Here is an 18,671-nt window from a genome sequence, read left to right as displayed (position 1 = left end):
CCCCATGCCCTTGGAGGCGAAATAAAGGAGGAGGGGGCGGCCGCAGGCCGACGCCGGGGGACATTCGCCGGAAAGGGCATGGGGCCCCAGCGCCCAACCCACTGACCGCGCGCGCCTGGAAGAAGTCAAAGCACGCTTCTGCTTGCCCCCGCATAGGGGCGAAGAACCTAAAAAAAAGGCCACGCATTGCGTGGCCTTTTCATACGCATCGGCGTGGGGTGATTACCCCGCCACCTTGCCCCACACCTGGAACCCGGTCAGCCACAGCCCCAGCATGCTGCCGAGGTTGGTCAGCATGAAGGTCAGCACCACGCGGGTGACCCGGTTGCGGTACCAGCCCTTCACGCTCTGCGCGTCATCGCGCAGCTTGAGGAAGTCCTCGTAGGCCGGCTTGCGCAGCCGCGTTTCCACCAGCGCGGCAAACGCGCCGGTGGGGATGCTCAGCCGGAACGGCTTGAACGGAGCCACCACGATCGCGGTCAGGATGCTCAGTGGATGGCTGCCCGCCAACAGGCAGCCCAACCCGGCCAGGCCGCCGGTGTACATCGCCCAGGTCAGCAGCAACTCGCCGCCGACACCGAGGCCACCGCGGTAGAAGCCCACGGCAATACCGGTCAGCACCACGGCCAGGATGGTCAGCGTGATCCACGGGATGTTGCGCTTCTTCGGCACCGCTTCCAGCGACTCGCGCAACGGGCCCGGCGCATCGGTATCGGTCTCCAGGTACCGCGCCAGCCCGGCCAGGTGGCCGGCGCCGACCACGGCCAGCACCTCGCGCTGGGCCGAGTCGTGCACCTCGCGCAGGCGGGTGGCCATGTAGCGGTCGCGCTCGCCGATGATCGTCTCGTACAACGCCGGGCTCTCGCTGGCGAACTCGCCGAAGCTCGCTTCCAGCATGTCGCCCTGCTTGAGTTTCTCGATCTCGTCCTCGCCCACGTCCTCGGACGCGAACAGGCCGGCGCCCAGGCCCATCACCAGCTTGATCCGGCCAAAGAAGCCCAGCTGCTGCGAGGCGCGCTTGAAGGTCAGCCCAACCTCGCGGTCGATCAGGTGGACCGGCAGGTTGTGCTGGTTGGCCAGGGTGACCGCACGCTTGAGCTCGGCACCGGGCTCGATGCCCAACTGCTCGGCCAGCCGGCGCTGGTAGGCGGCCAGCGCCAGGTTGGCGGCGAACAGCGCCACGCGCCCCTTGCGGATCACCTCCACCAGGTCCAGCTTGGCCATGGCATCGGGGTTGGTCAGCGCCTGCAGGCGTTGCGGGTCCAGTTCAACCGCGACCGCGTCGAAGCGGCCGCTGCCGATGGCGCGTTCCACCGCCTCCACGCTGGCCTGGGAAACGTGCGCGGTGCCCAGCAGGGTGTAGCGCACGCCGTCGCGTTCGACCACGCGCACGGGCTGGCCGGCGAACAGATCGTCGCCGGTGTCATCGAGTTGGGGTTCAGTCATTTCATTCATTCGAAGGGGCGCTGTCGGCACCATCGCCGAGCGCGCGCTGCATCTGGACGGTATCCAGCCAGCGGCCATGCTTGCGGCCGAGGCCGCGGAAAATGCCGACGGTATGGAAACCGAAGCGCTCGTGCAGCTTGATCGAGGCGGTGTTGGTCGGCTCGCCGATCACCGCCACCATCTGCCGGTAACCGCGTGCCACGCAGGCGTCGATCAGCCCCTGCATCAGCGCCGTGCCGACCCCGCGACCCTGGAAGCCGCCCGCCACGTAGACCGAATTCTCCACGGTCCACTGGTAGGCGATGCGCCCGCGGTAGGTATTGGCGTAGGCATAGCCGGCCACCTGGCCATCGACGTCGGCCACGAGGTAGGGGAAGCCACGGCCGACGATGTCGTGCATGCGGCGCAGCATCTCCACCGCGTCGGGCACGTCGTACTCGTAGGTGTTGACCAGGTCGGTCACCTCCACCGCGTAGATGGCGGTGATGGCATCGATATCGGTGTCACGGGCGTCGCGCAGCTGCACGGTCACGGGCGGTTCCTGGTCGGTCAGTCGATGTAGCGCTTGAGCAGGTCGCCGTACGCATCGATGCGGCGATCGCGCAGGAACGGCCAGATCCGGCGCACGTGTTCGCTGCGTTGCAGGTCGACGTCGCAGAGCAGCACGGTGGGGTCGCCACCGGCCTCGGCGATGAACTCGCCCTGCGGGCCGAGCACGTGGCTGTTGCCCCAGAACTGGATGCCCGAGGCGCCCAGCGGCGAGGCTTCATGACCGACGCGGTTGCAGCTCAGCACCGGTACGCCGTTGGCCACGGCATGGCCGCGGTGGCTCAGCACCCACGCATCGCGCTGGCGGTTCTGTTCGTCCTGCTGGTCGTCCGGGTCCCAGCCGATCGCGGTGGGGTAGAGCAGCAGCTCGGCGCCGGCCAGCGCCATCAGGCGCGCCGCTTCCGGATACCACTGGTCCCAGCACACCAGCACGCCAAGGCGACCCACCGAGGTGTCGATCGGCTTGAAGCCGATGTCGCCGGGGGTGAAGTAGAACTTCTCGTAGAAGCCCGGGTCGTCCGGGATGTGCATCTTGCGGTACTTGCCGAGCAGCGTGCCGTCCTTTTCGAAGACGACCGCGGTGTTGTGGTACAGGCCGGCGGCGCGGCGTTCGAACAGCGAGCCGACGATCACCACGCCGTGCTTCTTGGCAAGCGCGCCGAGGCGCTCGGTGCTGGGGCCGGGGATCGGTTCGGCCAGGTCGAATTCGTCCACCGACTCGTGCTGGCAGAAGTACGCGCCGTTGTGCAGTTCCTGCAGCAGGATCAGCTTGGCACCCTGGGCGGCCGCTTCAGCCACGCGCGTTTCGATCACGGCCAGGTTGGCCGCGGCGTCTCCGTGGTTGCGCTCCTGGATCAGGGCGACGGAAAGGGTGTGGCGTGAGCTCATCCGAGTGCGGTCCTGCGGGGGAAAAACGCAGTTTATCGCGGATGGGTGCACGCGGCGTGCTGTGCGCTAAATGGGGAGCGCGCAGCCTCGGGGCTGGCGAGGGAGCGGGCTGGGCAGTGCGGCCGGGGCCACGCCGTGAACCCACGCATTGGCCGCTCGCGGGCGCCCTCCATGGCGCCCAACGGTCGCGGCCCGGGCGGCGGTCAGGCCAGCAGGCCTTCCGGCAGCTGCATGGTGATGCAGTGCAGGCTGCCGTTCTGCCAGATCAGCGAGCGGCAGGGCACCGGCACGATCTCCCGGCCCGGGTAGGCCGCGGCCAGCACGGCCCGCGCGGCGTCGTCGGCCACGTCGCCGTACACCGGCATCAGCACTGCGCCGTTGAGGATCAGGTAGTTGGCGTAGGACGCGGCCAGGCGGCGGCCGTCGTCGATCACCGGCTGCGCCCACGGCAGCGGGAACAGGCGATACGGCGCACCGGACGCGGTGCGCAGCGCGCCCAGCTCATTGCCCATCGCCTGCAGTTCGACGAAGTGCGAGTCGCTGCTGTCATCGCAGGCCTGGTAGACGATGCTGTCGGTCGAGGCGAAGCGGGCCAGCGTATCGATGTGGGCGTCGGTGTCGTCGCCTTCGAGGTAGCCGTGATCCAGCCACAGCACGCGGTCCTGCTGCAGCCAGTTGGCCAGATCGGCGCTCAGCGAATCGCGGCTGCGCTCCGGGTGGCGCTCGTGCAGGCATTGCCAGGTGGTCAGCAGGGTGCCGGCGCCATCGGTCTCGATGCCGCCGCCTTCCAGCGCGAACGGGATGCTCTGCACCTCGGCGCCGGAGGCGAACACGCCGGCCTCATGCAGTACCCCCACCAGCTTGTCGTCCAGGCTGGCGTCGAACTTGCCGCCCCAGCCGGTGAAGCGGAAGTCCAGCAGGCGGAAGCCGCCGTCGGCGCGCGTGAGCGTGATCGGGCCGGAATCGCGCAGCCAGGTGTCGTCGTACTGCGCGGTGACGAAACGGACGCGGTCCATGTCGATCCGGTTGGAGCGCAGCCGTGCATCGGCGTAGGCCTCCAGGTCATCGTCGGCGACGATGATCAGCACCGGCTGGAAGCGGGTGATGGCGGCGACCAGGGCGATGTAGGTGTCCTCGACGTCACCCAGGCGGTCGGCCCAGTCGGTGTCGGCGTGGGGCCAGGCGATCAGGATGGCGGACTGGGTTTCCCATTCGGCCGGAAAGCGGAGCGTGTCGTTCATGGTCTCGGTGCGATGGCCCGCCCTGCGCGGGCGGAGTGATGGGTCAGCGGATCGGCGGCTTGGGGCCGACCTCGTTGGCGTCGGCCTTGTTGGCCACCACGTCGATCACCTTCTGCTTTTCAAAGTAGACGGTGAACTGCGGGTAGACCCAGCGGTTGATCGTCGGCCACTGGCGCTTCTGGCCGCCGCGCGGGTCCAGGCGCTCGCTGGGGTCGCCGAACCGGGATTGCACCTCCTGCATGCTCTGGCCGCGGACGGGCAGGGCGGTGGCGGGCTTTTCCTGGCTGCGGTCGATCAGCAGCGTATCGGCGTGGGCGCTGGCGCTGGCGCAGGCCAGCACGGCAAGCAACGGCAGGGTGGTCAGGTAACGCGTCATCTCGATCTACTCCCCAGTGGTCAAGAAAGGTGTCACGGCAAGGAACGTGTCACGACGGACGGCCTTGCGACCGACCGTCACGACCAACCCGGCGATTACAACAAAAACGGCAATAAAAAACCGCCCGGAGGCGGCTTTTTATTCAGGATGGTCGCGACCAGAGGCCGGGACCCCCGCCGGCTCAGCGCTGGCGAGCCTTGAAACGCGGGTTCGACTTGCAGATCACGAAGATCTTGCCGCGACGACGAACGACCTTGCAATCGCGGTGACGGGACTTGGCCGACTTCAGGGAAGACAGGACTTTCATTGCATACCTCGGCGTAAACGTTGGATTCGGTTGGAGCGCGGCCGCGATATGCAGATGACAATCGGCAGGTGACGCCCGTTCAAGCCCGCAATTGTACCGGGCTTTTTTCCATCCTTTCAAGTGGTTGCACGAAAAAGGTCTCGAAGGCCCCCGGGCGGGGGCTAGAATGGGCGGTCCATTCCACAGGGAAACCCATGAACCAGCTTCCTCCCGTGCTCACCATCGACGGCCCGTCCGGGGCCGGCAAGGGTACCGTCAGCCGCATTGTCGCACGCCGCCTGGGCTGGCATTACCTGGATTCGGGCGCCTTGTATCGCGCCGTGGGCGTGGCCGCGAGCTGGGCCGATATCGACACCTCCGACGCCTCGGCACTGGTCCGCTGCACCTTCGACACCCATGTCCGCTTCGTCGAGGCGGCCGACGGGGGGCTGCGGGTGGTGGTCAATGAAACCGACGCAACCGACGAGCTGCGCCTGGAGACCACCGGCGCGCTGGCCTCGGCCATCGCGGCCATTCCGGAGGTCCGCGCCGCGCTGAAAGAGCGCCAGCGCGCATTCAGGATTCTGCCCGGCCTGGTCGCCGACGGCCGTGACATGGGCACGGTGATCTTCCCGGATGCCCCATTCAAGGTCTTCCTGACGGCGAGCGCGGAGGAGCGGGCGGGGCGTCGGCATAAGCAGTTGAAAGACAAGGGGGTTTCTGTTAACTTTGATGACCTCCTGCGCGAGATCATGGCCCGCGACGCCCGTGATGCACAGCGCACAGTGGCGCCCCTGAAGCCGGCAGACGATGCCGTCATCATCGACACCAGTGGCATCGGCATCGACCAGGTCGTTGCCAATGTGTTGGATCTGCTTCCGGTTTCGGGTGCCTGATCCGTTGTACAGGAGGACCGCCAGGGCACCGGCGGTGTCGCACATCGCAAGGCAGCACAAGCTCCGTCCCGCAATGATGCGTGGCGGTTTTCCTACTTAACACACGGCCTGCAGTACCGGGGTCGACGAACAGGCGGGCGGTAGCCATTCCCCGAAGGGAAGCCAACCGACCCATGTGTCCAACAGAGTAAATCTAATGACCGAATCATTTGCCGAACTGTTTGAAGCCAGCCAGGCCAATCTGGCCAAGCTGAAGCCGGGCGCCATCGTCAGCGGTGTTGTCGTTGAAGTCCGCGGCGACGTCGTGGTGATCAACGCCGGCCTGAAGTCTGAAGGCATCGTGCCGATCGAGCAGTTCCGTAACGACGCTGGCGAGATCGATGTCGCCGAAGGCGACGTCGTCAAGGTCGCCCTCGATTCCATCGAGAACGGCTTCGGTGAGACCGTCCTGTCGCGCGAGAAGGCCAAGCGCGCGATGGTGTGGGACGAGCTGGAAGAAGCGTTGGAAAAGAACGAAACCATCACCGGCCGCATCAGCGGCAAGGTCAAGGGTGGTTTCACCGTGGACATCAAGGATGTCCGCGCGTTCCTGCCGGGTTCCCTGGTCGATGTGCGCCCCGTGCGCGATCCGGCCTACCTGGAAGGCAAGGAGCTGGAATTCAAGCTCATCAAGCTGGACCGCAAGCGTAACAACGTCGTGGTCTCGCGCCGCGCTGTCGTCGAAAGCGAGCACTCGGAAGAGCGCGAGCAGCTGATGGACAAGCTGCAGGAAGGCGCGATCCTGAAGGGTGTCGTCAAGAACCTGACCGATTACGGCGCGTTCGTGGACCTGGGCGGTATCGACGGCCTGCTGCACATCACCGACATGGCCTGGAAGCGCGTGCGCCATCCGTCCGAAGTCGTGAACGTCGGCGACGAGCTGGACGTGCGCGTGCTGAAGTTCGACCGCGAGCGCAACCGCGTTTCGCTCGGCCTGAAGCAGCTGGGCGAGGATCCGTGGGACAACATCGCCCGTCGTTACCCGGCCAACAGCCGCGTCTTCGGCAAGGTCTCCAACGTGACCGATTACGGCGCGTTCGTCGAGATCGAGCCGGGCGTGGAAGGCCTGGTGCACGTGTCCGAAATGGATTGGACCAACAAGAACGTCAACCCGTCCAAGGTTGTGCAGGTCGGTGACGAAGTTGAAGTCATGGTCCTGGACGTCGACGAGGAGCGTCGCCGCATCTCGCTGGGCATGAAGCAGGTTGCCGCCAATCCGTGGGAAACCTTCGCTGCCATCCACAAGAAGGGCGACAAGGTGTCGGGCCAGATCAAGTCGATCACCGACTTCGGCATCTTCATCGGCCTGGACGGCGGTATCGATGGCCTGGTGCACCTGTCCGACATCAGCTGGAACACCACCGGCGAAGACGTGGTCCGCAACTTCAAGAAGGGCGACAACCTGGACGCCGTCGTCCTGGCCGTCGATCCGGAGCGCGAGCGCATCAGCCTGGGCGTCAAGCAGCTGGAGCAGGATCCGTTCGGTCAGTACATGGCTGCCAACCCGAAGGGTTCCAAGGTCGAAGGCGTGGTCAAGGAAGTGGACGCCAAGGGCGCTACCATCGAACTGGCTGACGGCATCGAAGGCTACGTGGCCGCTCGCGACGTTGCCAACGAGCGCGTGGACGACGCGACCCAGTTCCTGAAGGTCGGCGACAAGGTGGAAGCCAAGTTCGTGGGCATGGATCGCAAGGGTCGTACCCTGCAGCTGTCGATCAAGGCCAAGGACGACGCGGAAATGCGCGAAGTGCTGGAGGAATACCAGTCCTCGTCAGCATCCAGCGGCACCACCCAGCTCGGCGCGCTGCTGCGTGCACAGCTGAACGGCAACAAGTCCGAGTAATCGGTTTGTCGCTGGCGTAGTTTCCTGGACGGCCCGGACATCAGTCCGGGCCGTTTCAGGGTCTGAGTTCCCCTCGAAGAGCCCGTAATGACCAAATCCGAGCTGATCGAAATCCTGGCGCGCCGACAGGCGCATTTGAAATCGGACGATGTCGATCTGGCGGTAAAGTCGTTGCTGGAGATGATGGGTGGGGCGCTGGCCGGCGGGGATCGCATCGAGATCCGCGGGTTCGGCAGTTTTTCGTTGCACTACCGGCCGCCACGGCTGGGGCGCAACCCCAAGACCGGGGAATCGGTCGCGTTGCCGGGCAAGCATGTCCCGCACTTCAAACCGGGCAAGGAGCTGCGCGAACGCGTCAGCGCCGTGGTGCCGCTGGAAAGCGACCCCGCGTAGAGCGGCCCGTTGGTCCGTTGCTCTTCTGGTCCGCGTCTCTTTTGTCCCGCCGCTCCATATTCCGCTACTCTTGAATCTCCCGGAACTGGAGCTGCTGCATGAAAGTCGTACGTCTGCTGATCCTGTTGGCGGTTCTGGTGTTCGGGCTCATCGTCGGTGCGCTCAATTCAGACCCGATCGTCATCAGCCTGGGCTTCACCCATATCAATTCCACCACCGGCCTGGCGATCATCATCGCCCTGTTGTCCGGTGCCATCATCGGTGGCGGCATCGTGCTGGCCAGCCTGGTGATCCCGTTGTACGCAAAACTGCGCAAGGCGCAGAAGGCAGGCCCGACCGTGGTCGTGGCGCCTGCTCCCACCCCTTCTTCTCCTTTCGACGGACGCTGAGCGCCGATGGAATTTGTCTCCGAGTGGTTCTGGTTCTTCCTGTTCCTGCCGTTGGCGGCGGTGTCCGGCTGGGTGATCGGCCGTCGCGGTGGCCAGCGCCACGGCGACAACCAGGTCAGCCGCCTCTCCAGCACCTACTTCCGTGGCTTGAACTACCTGCTCAACGAGCAGCCGGACAAGGCGATCGAGCTGTTCCTGCATATCGCCGAGCTGGACAAGGAAACCTTTGAAACCCAGGTCGCGCTGGGCCACCTGTTCCGCCGTCGCGGCGAAGTGGACCGCGCGATCCGCCTGCACCAGGGCCTGGTCAACCGCGCCGACCTGAACGACGCGCAGCGCGTGCAGGCACTGCTGGCGCTGGGCGAGGACTACATGAAGTCCGGCCTGCTGGATCGCGCCGAGACCGTGTTCACCGAACTGGCGCAGATCGACCAGCGCGCCCCGCAGGCGCTCAAGCACCTGATCGGGATCTACCAGGCCGAGCGCGATTGGGAAAAGGCGATCGACAACGCCAGCCGGTTCGAGGAAGTCACCGGCGAGCCCATGGGCAAGCTGATCGGGCAGTTCGAATGCGAACTGGCCGAGCGCTTCCGTGGCGCGGGCAAGATCGAGGAGGCGAGGGCGGCGATCGCGCGCGCCTACCAGGCCGATGCGATGTCCGTCCGTGCCGGCATCATCGAAGGCCGCCTGGAGGCCGACGCTGGCAACGCCGAGGCCGCCGTGCGCGCCTTCGAACGTGCCGCCCGCAATGATCCGGAGTACCTGCCGGAAGTCCTGCAGGCGCTGATGCAGAACTACCGCAAGGTCGGTGACCTGGGCGGCGCGCGCGCGTTCCTGTCGGAAATGACCGAGCACTACCGCGGTATCGCCCCGGTGCTGGCGCTGACCCAGTTGATGGAAGAGCAGGAAGGCGTTGCCCCGGCGCGCGCCTACCTCGGGCGCCAGCTCAAGGACCGGCCGTCGGTGCGTGGCGAATCGGCGCTGATCGACCTGACTCTGGCCGAGGGCGCCGATTCCACCGCGACTTTGCACGACCTCAAGCACATCACCGACCAGTTGCTGGTACGCAACCCGGCCTACCGCTGCACCCGTTGCGGGTTCGGGGCACGTACCCACCACTGGCAATGCCCCAGCTGCAAGGAGTGGGGCACGGTCAAGCCGCTGCTGAACTACGCGGTGCTCTAAGCGATGCCCGTTGCCTGGATGATCGGATTGCCAGCGGTGCTGGTGATCGCGGCGCTGCTTACCTGGGTGGCGCGCCAGTACGCGTTGCGTCGCAATCTCATGGACCAGCCCGGCGAGCGCCGCAGCCATGGCGTGGCCACCCCGCGCGGCGGCGGCATCGCGATCGTGCTGACGCTGCTGCTGGCCACCGCGGCCGCCGGCCTGGCCTGGCCCGGCGGGCGCGTGGCGCTGCTGGTGTTCGGGGTCGGCCTGGTGCTGGTCGCGGGGATCGGCTGGTGGGACGACCACCGGCCGCTGCCGGCGGTGCGCCGCCTGCTGGTGCACCTGGTGGCATCCGCGCTGGTGGCCGCGCTGGTCTGGCAGGCCAGCGGCAACCCGGTGCAGGCGGTCCTGGCGTTGTTGTTCACGGTGTCGATGATCAACATCTGGAACTTCATGGATGGCATCAATGGCATCGCCACCACCCAGGCGATCCTGGCGGGCCTGGCGTTCGCCGCGGTGATGCCCATGCCGTTCGCCTTGGCCGGCGCGGTGCTGGCCCTGGCTTGTCTCGGCTTCCTGCCGTTCAACTATCCGCGGGCCCGGATCTTCATGGGCGATGTCGGCAGTGGCGCCCTGGGCTATGCGATCGCCGCGCTGGTCTGCCTGGCCAGCGTGGTCACCGAGGTCCATTGGTTGCTGCTGCTGGTGCCGCTTTCGGCCTTTCTTGTGGACGCAGGCTTCACACTCCTGTCGCGCATGCTGTCGGGGCAGCGATGGATGGAACCCCACACCCAACATCTCTATCAGCGCGCCGTTAAAGGTGGCATGAGCCACACTTCGGTGACAGGGATGTACTTCGTTTTTGGTCTGTTCAGTATTACAGTGTTTAATGCTTGCAGCGATCTGCAGCCGAGGTGGGAGGCTGCCGTGGCCGTCGCGTGGTTGATCTTCGCGACCGGTTTGTGGCTACTCCTGCGCAAGGGAATGCGCAACTAGAAGGATTGTTTGTTTTATGACGCCTTGGCAGGACCGTCTTACCAGTTTGATTCCACGCGGCGCCATCGTGGTCCACGACCTGTTCATGGTCTGGGCCTGCTGGCAGCTGCTGCATGCCGGCCGCTATTCGATGCTGGCCGATGCCCCCTCGCTGCCCCTGTGGAACATCGACACCTCGCTGGTGCTGGTGATCCAGGCGGTGGTGTTCTGGCGGGTGGGCCTGTATCGCGGCCTCTGGCGTTTCGCCAGCGTGGCCGACCTGCTCAATATCTTCAAAGCCAGCTTCATCGGCCTGCTGGCCATCGTCGTGGTGCTGGCCTACAAGCGCTTCAATGGCGTGCCGATGTCGGTGCTGGTGATCTATCCGTTCGCGCTGTCGGCGCTGCTGGGCGCGCCGCGCCTGCTGTACCGGGCATGGAAGGACTATCAGTCGCTGCAGTCCGATGCCACCGCCCGTCGCGTGCTGATCCTCGGCGCCGGACAGGCGGCCGAGGCGCTGGTCCGCGACCTGCGCCGCTCCGGCGATTTCGAACCGGTCGGCCTGCTCGACGACGCCCCGCACCTGCAGGGGGCCAAGCTGCAGGGCCTGCCGATCCTGGGCACGCTCGACGATGCGCCGGCGGCCGTGCGCGAGACCGCGGCCAAGCTGCTGGTGATCGCCATCCCTTCGCTGGACGCGGTGGGCATGCAGCGCGTGGTCGCCATCTGCGAGGCCACCGGCGTGCCGTTCCGCATGGTGCCCAAGCTCAATGACGTGCTGCTGGGGCATTCGCTGCCCGGCGAGCTCAAGGAAGTGGCGATCGAGGACCTGCTGGGGCGCAAGCCGATCCTGCCGGACTGGTCGCTGATCCGCGGCTGGCTGGGCGGGCGCACCGTGCTGGTGACCGGCGCCGGCGGCTCGATCGGCTCGGAGCTGTGCCGCCAGTGCGCGCGCCACGGTGCCGGGCGCATCATCCTGCTGGAAATGAGCGAGCTGCTGCTGCTGACCATCGAGGCCGAGCTCAAGCGCAGCTTCCCGGACCTGGAAGTGGAGGCCGTGCTCGGCGACTGCGGCGACCCGGCGGTGATCCGCCACGCGCTGTCCATGGCCAGCGTCGATGCGGTCTTCCATGCCGCCGCCTACAAGCAGGTGCCGGTGCTGGAGCGCCAGCTGCGCGAAGCGGTGCGCAACAACATCCTGTCCACCGAGACGGTGGCCCGCGCCTGCGTCGAAGCCCGCATCGAGCATTTCGTCTTCATCTCCACCGACAAGGCGGTCGACCCGGTCAACGCACTCGGCGCCAGCAAGCGCTATGCGGAGATGATCTGCCAGAGCCTGGACCAGAAGACCAGCCACACCCGTTTCGTGACCGTGCGCTTCGGCAACGTGCTGGCCTCGGCCGGCAGCGTGGTGCCGCTGTTCCGCGAGCAGATCCTCAAGGGCGGCCCGGTCACCGTGACCGACCCGGAAGTCACCCGCTATTTCATGACCATTCCCGAGGCCTGCCAGCTCATCCTGCAGGCGGCCGCCTCGGCGTCGCATGGGGCCATCTACACCCTGGACATGGGCGAGCCCGTGCCGATCCGGGTGCTGGCCGAGCAGATGATCCGCCTGGCCGGCAAGCAGCCGTACAAGGACATCGCGATCATCTACACCGGGCTGCGCCCGGGCGAGAAGCTGCACGAGACCCTGTTCTATTCGGACGAGGACTATCGCCCGACCGCGCACCCGAAGATCCTGGAGGCCGGCGTGCGCACGTTCGCGCGTGAGCAGGTGCTTGGCAACGTGCCGCGGCTGCGCGAGGCGATCGCCACCTACGACACCGATGCCATCAACAACATCCTGTTCGCGACCATGCCGGAGTTCTCGCCGTTGCAACAGGACGATCACGTCGCCTCGGCTAAAGTGCTTCCTTTCCCGGCACGAGAGGCCAACAGGCTGTGACGAACAAGCGTATTCGCAAGGCGGTTTTCCCGGTGGCAGGGCTGGGCACGCGTTTCCTGCCCGCAACCAAGACGGTTCCCAAGGAAATGCTGCCGATCATCGATCGGCCGCTTATCCAGTACGCCGTCGACGAGGCGATCGAAGCCGGTTGCGACACCCTGATCTTCATTACCAACCGCTACAAGCACGCGGTCGCCGACTATTTCGACAAGGCCTACGAGCTGGAGCAGAAGCTCGAGCGCGCCGGCAAGACCGAGCAGCTTGAACTGGTGCGCCACGTGCTGCCCAACGGCGTGCGCGCGATCTTCGTCACCCAGGCCGAGGCACTGGGCCTGGGCCATGCGGTGCTGTGCGCCAAGGCCATCGTCGGTGACGAGCCGTTCGCGGTCCTGCTGCCCGACGACCTGATCTGGAACAAGGGCGACGGTGCACTCAAGCAGATGGCCGATGCCAACCAGGCCAGCGGCGCGAGCATCATCGCGGTCGAGGACGTCCCGCACGACAAGACCGGCAGCTACGGCATCGTGGCCACCGACACCTTCGACGGCCGCCAGGGCCGGATCAGCGCGATCGTCGAGAAGCCGAAGCCGGAAGACGCACCGAGCGACCTGGCCGTGGTCGGCCGCTACGTGCTGAGCCCGAAGATCTTCGAGCTGCTCGAAGCCACCGGCACCGGTGCCGGCGGTGAGATCCAGCTGACCGATGCCATTGCCGAGCTGCTCAACAGCGAGCGCGTGGACGCGTACCGGTTCGAGGGCACGCGGTTCGATTGCGGCACCCACCTGGGCCTGGTCGAGGCCACCATCCGCTTCGCGCTCAACAACGAGAAGCTGGCCGGCCCCGCCCGCGAGATGCTGCAGAAGGCGCTGGCCGACGGCTGACCCTGGCGCCGGGCCATGCCCGGCCGCCCGTCGACGCGGGCGGGGTGGTGTTGCCGGGCATGGCTCGGCACTGCGCACGGGTTTCCGGTCACGGTAAACAAAAAGGGCAGCCTCGCGGCTGCCCTTTTGCGTTTCAAGTGCCCACCAACGGCTGGCACCTACCGTTTTCTCACTGCCGTATCGACCAACGGTCGATACCTGCCGCGTGGCAAGTGCCGGCGCTGGGCCGGCACCGCCGATGCATCACAGCGACTCGAAGATGCCCGCCGCGCCCATGCCGGTGCCGATGCACATGGTGACCATGCCGTACTTCTGCTGGCGACGGCGCAGGCCGTGCAGCAGGGTGGCGGTACGGATCGCGCCGGTCGCGCCCAGCGGGTGGCCCAGGGCGATCGCGCCGCCCAGCGGGTTGACCTTGGACGGGTCCAGGCCGCAATCGCGGATGACCGCCAGCGACTGCGCGGCGAAGGCTTCATTGAGCTCGATCCAGTCCAGCTGGTCCTGGCTCAGGCCGGCCTGCTTGAGCGCCTTGGGGATCGCGGCGATCGGGCCGATGCCCATCACTTCCGGGCGCACGCCGGCGACCGAGAAGCTGACGAAGCGGGCCAGCGGGGTCAGGCCGTAGTCCTTGATCGCCTGCTCGGAGGCCAGCAGCACCGCACCGGCGCCGTCGCTCATCTGCGAGGAGTTGCCGGCGGTCACGGTGCCGCCGAACTGGCCGTTGCGGAACACCGGGCGCAGCTTGGCCAGGCCCTCGGCGGATGAATCCAGGCGCGGGCCTTCGTCGGTGTCGACGATCTTGTCGCGGGTGATGATGCGGCGGCCGTCAGCCAGGTCGGGCTGGCGGGTGCGCACGTCGTAGGGGCTGATCTCGTCCTTGAAGTCGCCGTTCTGGATCGCGGCGATGGCCTTCTGGTGCGAGGCCAGCGCAAAGGCGTCCTGCTCCTCGCGCGAGACCTTCCACTCCTCGGCGACCTTCTCGGCGGTGATGCCCATGCCGTAGGCGATGGCGACGTGGTCGTTGTCGAACACGCTCGGGGCCATCGCGATCTTGTTGCCCATCATCGGCACCATCGACATCGACTCGGTGCCACCGGCCAGCATCAGGTCCGAATTGCCCAGGCGGATCTGGTCGGCCGCCATCGCCACGGCCTGCAGGCCGGAGGAGCAGAAGCGGTTGACGGTCTGAGCGGCGATGGTGTCCGGCAGGCCGGCCAGCAGCACGCCGATGCGCGCCACGTTCATGCCCTGCTCGGCTTCGGGCATGGCGCAGCCGATGATCGCGTCATCGATGCGGTTGAGGTCGATGCCCGGGGCCTGTGCGACCACCGAGCGGAGCACGTGGGCGAGCATGTCGTCGGGGCGGGTATTGCGGAACACGCCCTTGGGCGCCTTGCCAACCGGGGTGCGGGTGGCGGCGACGATGTAGGCGTCCTGGATTTGCTTGGTCATTGCAGTGATCTCTCGAAATTTTTGCCGGAGTGCCGACCTGTGGTCGGCACCCACCGAAAGCAGGGAGGGGCCATCAATTGCGCAGCGGCTTGCCGGTCTTGAGCATGTGCGCGATGCGGGCCTGGGTCTTTTCCTGCTGGGCCAGTTCGACGAAGTGCTTGCGCTCCAGGGTCAGCAGCCATTCTTCGTCCACCAGCGTGCCGCGATCCACTTCGCCGCCGCACAGCACGGTGGCGATGCGCACGGCGATCTCGTAGTCGTACGGGCTGATGAAACGGCCTTCCAGCATGTTGACCAGCATCATCTTGAAGGTGGCGATGCCGACGTCGCCGGCCACCTGGATGCGACGGGCCGGCATCGGCGGACGGTAACCGCCGTCGGCCAGCGCCTGCACTTCGGCCTTGGCGATGTAGAGCGCTTCGAAGCTGTTGAACACCACCTTGTCGGTGGCGCGCATCAGGCCCAGTTCCTTGGCGTTGACCGCCGAGTTGGAGACCTTGGCCATGGCCACGGTTTCGAAGGTCTTCTTCAGCTCGGCAAAGACGTCACCGCCCGGGCCGGCCGCCTGCGAGGCGCGCACCGCCAGTTCCTTCAGCCCGCCGCCGGCCGGCAGCAGGCCGACGCCGGCTTCGACCAGGCCGATGTAGCTTTCCAGCGCGGCCACGCTCTTGGCGCTGTGCATCTGGAACTCGCAACCGCCGCCCAGGGCCAGGCCGCGCACGGCGGTCACCACCGGTACCAGCGAGTACTTGATCGCCTGGCTGGTGCGCTGGAAGTTGTGCACCATTTCTTCGAACTGCTCGACCTTGCCGGCCTGCAGCAGGCCCAGCGCACCGGCCAGGTCGGCACCGGCAGAGAAGGGCTCCTTCTGCTGCCAGATCACCAGGCCCTTGAAGTCTTTTTCGGCGCGCTTGATCGCTTCCTGCAGGCCATCGAGCACGTGGTCGGAGACGGTGTTCATCTTGGTCTTGAAGCTGACCACGGCAATGCCGTCGCCGTCGTGCCACATGCGCACGCCGTCGTTCTCGAACACGGTCTCGCCCGGGCTGAAGGTTTCGCCCAGCAGCGGATCGGGGAAGCGCTGGCGCTGGTACACCGGCAGCGCCGAGCGCGGCAGCTTGGCATTGCGCGACGGGCTGTAGCTGCCTTCGGCGGCGTGCACGCCCTCGCGGCCATCGAACACCCAATCCGGCAGGGGCGCGTTGCTCATGCTCTTGCCGGCGACGATGTCATCGGCGATCCACTGCGCGACCTGCTTCCAGCCGGCCGCCTGCCAGGTTTCGAACGGGCCCAGCGACCAGCCGTAGCCCCAGCGGATGGCCAGGTCCACGTCGCGCGCGGTCTCGGCGATGTCGGCCAGGTGGTAGGCGCTGTAGTGGAACAGGTCGCGGAAGGTCGCCCACAGGAACTGCGCCTGCGGGTGCTCGCTCTCGCGCAGCTTGGCGAACTTCTCGGCCGGGTTTCGGATCTTCAGGATCTCGACCACTTCCGGGGCGGCGGTGCGGTCGGCCGGGCGGTAGTCCTGCTTTTCCAGATCGAGGACGACGATGTCCTTGCCGACCTTGCGGAAGATGCCAGCACCGGCCTTCTGGCCCAGCGCGCCCTTGGCGATCAGCGCGTCCAGCCACTTTGGCGATTTGAAGAACTCATGCCACGGATCGTTGGGCAGGGTGTCGCCCATGGTCTTGATCACGTGCGCCATGGTGTCCAGGCCGACCACGTCGGAGGTGCGGTAGGTGGCCGACTTCGGGCGACCGACCAACGGGCCGGTCAGGCCGTCGACTTCGTCGAAGCCCAGGCCGAATGCCTGCGTGTGGTGGATGGTGGACAGGATCGAAAACACGCCGATGCGGTTGCCGATGAAGTTCGGGGTGTCCTTGGCGTACACCACGCCCTTGCCCAGGGTGGTGACCAGGAAGGCTTCCAGGCCTTCCAGCACCGCCGCATCGGTGGTGCTGGCCGGGATCAGCTCGGCCAGGTGCATGTAGCGCGGCGGGTTGAAGAAATGCACGCCGCAGAAGCGGTGGCGCAGCTGCTCGGGCAGCACGTCGGCGAGCTTGTTGATGCCCAGGCCGGAGGTGTTGGAGGCCAGCACGGCGTGATCGGCCACGAACGGGGCGATCTTCTTGTACAGGTCCTGCTTCCAGTCCATCCGTTCGGCGATGGCTTCGATGATCAGGTCGCAGTCCTTGAGCTGCTCCAGGCCGGTCTCATAGTTGGCCGGGGTGATCGCCTCGGCGTAGGACTTGCTGGCGAGCGGGGCAGGGCTGAGCTTGCCCAGGTTGGCGATTGCCTTGAGCACGATGCCATCGGCCGGACCTTCCTTGGCGGGAAGGTCGAACAGCACGGTGTCGACGCCGGCATTGGTCAGGTGGGCCGCGATCTGGGCACCCATGACGCCGGCACCCAGCACGGCGGCGCGGCGGACTAGCAGGGAATTGGACATGTCGATAAGCCTTTGTTGGTCAACGTCGGTGCAGCCGGGCAGCGCCCGGCTCTACGGGGTGGAAAGGGAACTCGTCGCAGCCTCGGTGCCCGCGCTGGCGCGGAAACCGGCTTCGGCGAAGTGGATCAGTTCGCGGGCGGCATGGGCACGATGCGCCGCTTCGGTGACACCGGCAGGTCGCTTGATCAGGCCGAAGTCGGCCATGGCGTAGGTCAGCGAGCCGGCCAGGAAATCCAGGCGCCAGTACAGCTCCTCCTTGCTCAGCCCCGGCACGCAGGCGGCGATCGCCTTGCCGAAGTCGCGCAATACGTGGCCGTAGTGGTCGGAAAGGAACTTGCGCAGGTTGTCGTTCTTCTCGGCGTAGGCCCGCGCGATCACCCGCACGAAGGCACCGCCGGTCTGGCGGTCCTGGGCCATGGCCAGGGCTGGCTCCACGAACGCGGCCAACACCGGGCGCAGCTGGCCGGGATGCTCGCGGCGGGCGCCCTCGAGCTGGGCCAGGCGCGCGGCGGTCATCTCGTCCATGCGGCGGCGGAACACCTCGTTGACCAGGTTTTCCTTGGACCCGAAGTGATAGTTGACCGCGGCGATGTTCACGTCGGCCTGGCTGGTGACCTGGCGCAGCGACGTGCCGGCGAAGCCATGCTGGGCGAACAGCTCCTCGGCCGCGCCGAGAATGCGGTCCTTGGTGGAGAAATGAGCGGGCTTGGCCATGGGACGGGCAGGGTTCAATCAAACGATTGTTTGATATTAGGCCCATGCCGGCGAGGGAGCATTGTGCGGCGCACAAAAGCGCGGCATCCGTTCATCGTCGTGCAGGGCGTTGACCGGCCACCCCGGGGGCGCCTGAACGGGCGGCATCGCCCTGCGGGGTGCCGGCCTGCCACGCGTGGCGTGGCACTACCGTAGATGGGGAGGACACGTTAGAATTGCCTCACGTATATCAGGCTAAGCCCGCGTTTTGACGCGGGTTTTTTTCATGTTACTCTCGGGCCGATCAGTGGCCCGCCCAACGGAGAATTCCCATGGCGCTGGAGCGCACCCTTTCCATCATCAAGCCGGACGCCGTCGCCAAGAACGTCATCGGTGAAATCTACGCCCGCTTCGAAAAGGCCGGCCTGAAGGTCGTCGCCGCCAAGTACAAGCAGCTGTCGCGCCGTGAAGCCGAAGGCTTCTACGCCGTGCACCGCGAGCGTCCGTTCTTCAACGCGCTTGTCGAGTTCATGATCTCCGGCCCGGTGATGATCCAGGCGCTGGAAGGCGAGAACGCCGTGCTGGCCCATCGCGACCTGCTGGGCGCCACCAATCCGAAGGAAGCCGCTGCGGGCACCATCCGCGCCGACTTCGCTGAATCCATCGATGCCAATGCCGCCCACGGCTCGGACTCGGTCGAGAACGCCGCGATCGAAATCGCCTACTTCTTCGCCGCGACTGAAGTCGTCTCGCGCTGAGAGTGAAC

At 66.4% G+C, this 18,671-nt stretch carries 18 protein-coding genes; 9 read left to right on the top strand and 9 right to left on the bottom strand.

The window, feature by feature from the left end; genetic code table 11:
* Positions 1–222: 222 nt before the first annotated feature.
* The 6 genes from AC1DGC_RS16635 to ykgO form a co-directional block, all read right to left on the bottom strand.
* The gene (locus AC1DGC_RS16635) at positions 223–1,446 is read right to left on the bottom strand and encodes a TraB/GumN family protein (protein WP_478048378.1); all 1,224 of its coding nucleotides are present in this window, start codon (positions 1,444–1,446) and stop codon (positions 223–225) included.
* A 1-nt stretch (position 1,447) separates the two neighbouring features.
* Positions 1,448–1,978 (bottom strand): GNAT family N-acetyltransferase, encoded by a 531-nt coding sequence (locus AC1DGC_RS16630; protein WP_259208419.1) that lies wholly within the window; start codon positions 1,976–1,978, stop codon positions 1,448–1,450.
* A 17-nt stretch (positions 1,979–1,995) separates the two neighbouring features.
* Positions 1,996–2,883, bottom strand: coding sequence for a carbon-nitrogen hydrolase (locus tag AC1DGC_RS16625; RefSeq protein WP_259208422.1), 888 nt, complete (start codon positions 2,881–2,883; stop codon positions 1,996–1,998).
* Between the two features lie 203 nt (positions 2,884–3,086).
* A complete protein-coding gene (locus AC1DGC_RS16620; protein WP_478048377.1) occupies positions 3,087–4,124 on the bottom strand; it encodes an agmatine deiminase family protein in 1,038 nt (345 codons plus the stop codon).
* Between the two features lie 43 nt (positions 4,125–4,167).
* Complete coding sequence (locus AC1DGC_RS16615) at positions 4,168–4,500, bottom strand: hypothetical protein (protein WP_394163624.1); 333 nt, start codon at positions 4,498–4,500, stop codon at positions 4,168–4,170.
* Between the two features lie 181 nt (positions 4,501–4,681).
* Positions 4,682–4,807 carry a type B 50S ribosomal protein L36 gene (ykgO, locus tag AC1DGC_RS16610; RefSeq protein WP_017355593.1) on the bottom strand — a complete coding sequence of 42 codons (126 nt, stop codon included), beginning with the start codon at positions 4,805–4,807 and terminating at the stop codon, positions 4,682–4,684.
* Between the two features lie 194 nt (positions 4,808–5,001).
* Here ykgO and cmk point away from each other — a divergent pair, with 194 nt between their 5' ends.
* The 8 genes from cmk to galU all read left to right on the top strand — a co-directional run bounded on the left by cmk (position 5,002) and on the right by galU (position 13,314).
* Positions 5,002–5,682, top strand: a complete 681-nt coding sequence (gene cmk, locus AC1DGC_RS16605; RefSeq protein WP_259208432.1) for a (d)CMP kinase — start codon at positions 5,002–5,004, stop codon at positions 5,680–5,682.
* 196 nt (positions 5,683–5,878) lie between these two features.
* A complete protein-coding gene (gene rpsA / locus AC1DGC_RS16600; RefSeq protein ID WP_068851279.1) occupies positions 5,879–7,564 on the top strand; it encodes a 30S ribosomal protein S1 in 1,686 nt (561 codons plus the stop codon).
* Between the two features lie 87 nt (positions 7,565–7,651).
* Positions 7,652–7,957, top strand: a complete 306-nt coding sequence (locus AC1DGC_RS16595) for an integration host factor subunit beta (RefSeq protein ID WP_017355596.1) — start codon at positions 7,652–7,654, stop codon at positions 7,955–7,957.
* 98 nt (positions 7,958–8,055) lie between these two features.
* The gene (locus AC1DGC_RS16590; protein ID WP_259208441.1) at positions 8,056–8,346 is read left to right on the top strand and encodes a LapA family protein; all 291 of its coding nucleotides are present in this window, start codon (positions 8,056–8,058) and stop codon (positions 8,344–8,346) included.
* A gap of 6 nt (positions 8,347–8,352) precedes the next feature.
* Positions 8,353–9,531 (top strand): lipopolysaccharide assembly protein LapB, encoded by a 1,179-nt coding sequence (lapB, locus tag AC1DGC_RS16585; protein WP_259208443.1) that lies wholly within the window; start codon positions 8,353–8,355, stop codon positions 9,529–9,531.
* Positions 9,532–9,534: 3 nt separating this feature from the next.
* Positions 9,535–10,509 (top strand): MraY family glycosyltransferase, encoded by a 975-nt coding sequence (locus tag AC1DGC_RS16580; protein ID WP_449336360.1) that lies wholly within the window; start codon positions 9,535–9,537, stop codon positions 10,507–10,509.
* A gap of 16 nt (positions 10,510–10,525) precedes the next feature.
* Positions 10,526–12,433, top strand: a complete 1,908-nt coding sequence (locus tag AC1DGC_RS16575) for a polysaccharide biosynthesis protein (protein WP_259208447.1) — start codon at positions 10,526–10,528, stop codon at positions 12,431–12,433.
* Positions 12,430–13,314, top strand: a complete 885-nt coding sequence (gene galU / locus AC1DGC_RS16570; RefSeq protein WP_259208450.1) for a UTP--glucose-1-phosphate uridylyltransferase GalU — start codon at positions 12,430–12,432, stop codon at positions 13,312–13,314. The genes AC1DGC_RS16575 and galU overlap by 4 nt, the downstream gene beginning before the upstream one ends.
* Positions 13,315–13,557: 243 nt before the next feature.
* Here galU and AC1DGC_RS16565 read toward each other — a convergent pair whose 3' ends face one another.
* The 3 genes from AC1DGC_RS16565 to AC1DGC_RS16555 form a co-directional block, all read right to left on the bottom strand.
* The gene (locus AC1DGC_RS16565) at positions 13,558–14,766 is read right to left on the bottom strand and encodes an acetyl-CoA C-acyltransferase (protein ID WP_259208453.1); all 1,209 of its coding nucleotides are present in this window, start codon (positions 14,764–14,766) and stop codon (positions 13,558–13,560) included.
* A 73-nt stretch (positions 14,767–14,839) separates the two neighbouring features.
* Positions 14,840–17,212, bottom strand: coding sequence for a 3-hydroxyacyl-CoA dehydrogenase/enoyl-CoA hydratase family protein (locus AC1DGC_RS16560; RefSeq protein ID WP_478048376.1), 2,373 nt, complete (start codon positions 17,210–17,212; stop codon positions 14,840–14,842).
* A 51-nt stretch (positions 17,213–17,263) separates the two neighbouring features.
* Positions 17,264–17,926 carry a TetR/AcrR family transcriptional regulator gene (locus AC1DGC_RS16555; protein WP_259208455.1) on the bottom strand — a complete coding sequence of 221 codons (663 nt, stop codon included), beginning with the start codon at positions 17,924–17,926 and terminating at the stop codon, positions 17,264–17,266.
* A gap of 311 nt (positions 17,927–18,237) precedes the next feature.
* Here AC1DGC_RS16555 and ndk point away from each other — a divergent pair, with 311 nt between their 5' ends.
* Complete coding sequence (gene ndk, locus AC1DGC_RS16550) at positions 18,238–18,663, top strand: nucleoside-diphosphate kinase (RefSeq protein ID WP_008265389.1); 426 nt, start codon at positions 18,238–18,240, stop codon at positions 18,661–18,663.
* Positions 18,664–18,671 lie beyond the last annotated feature (8 nt).

This window comes from Stenotrophomonas sp. 05N37 (assembly GCF_056397365.1).
Note: the sequence above shows the minus strand (reverse complement) of the source record. Positions and strands in the feature narration are given on the sequence as shown.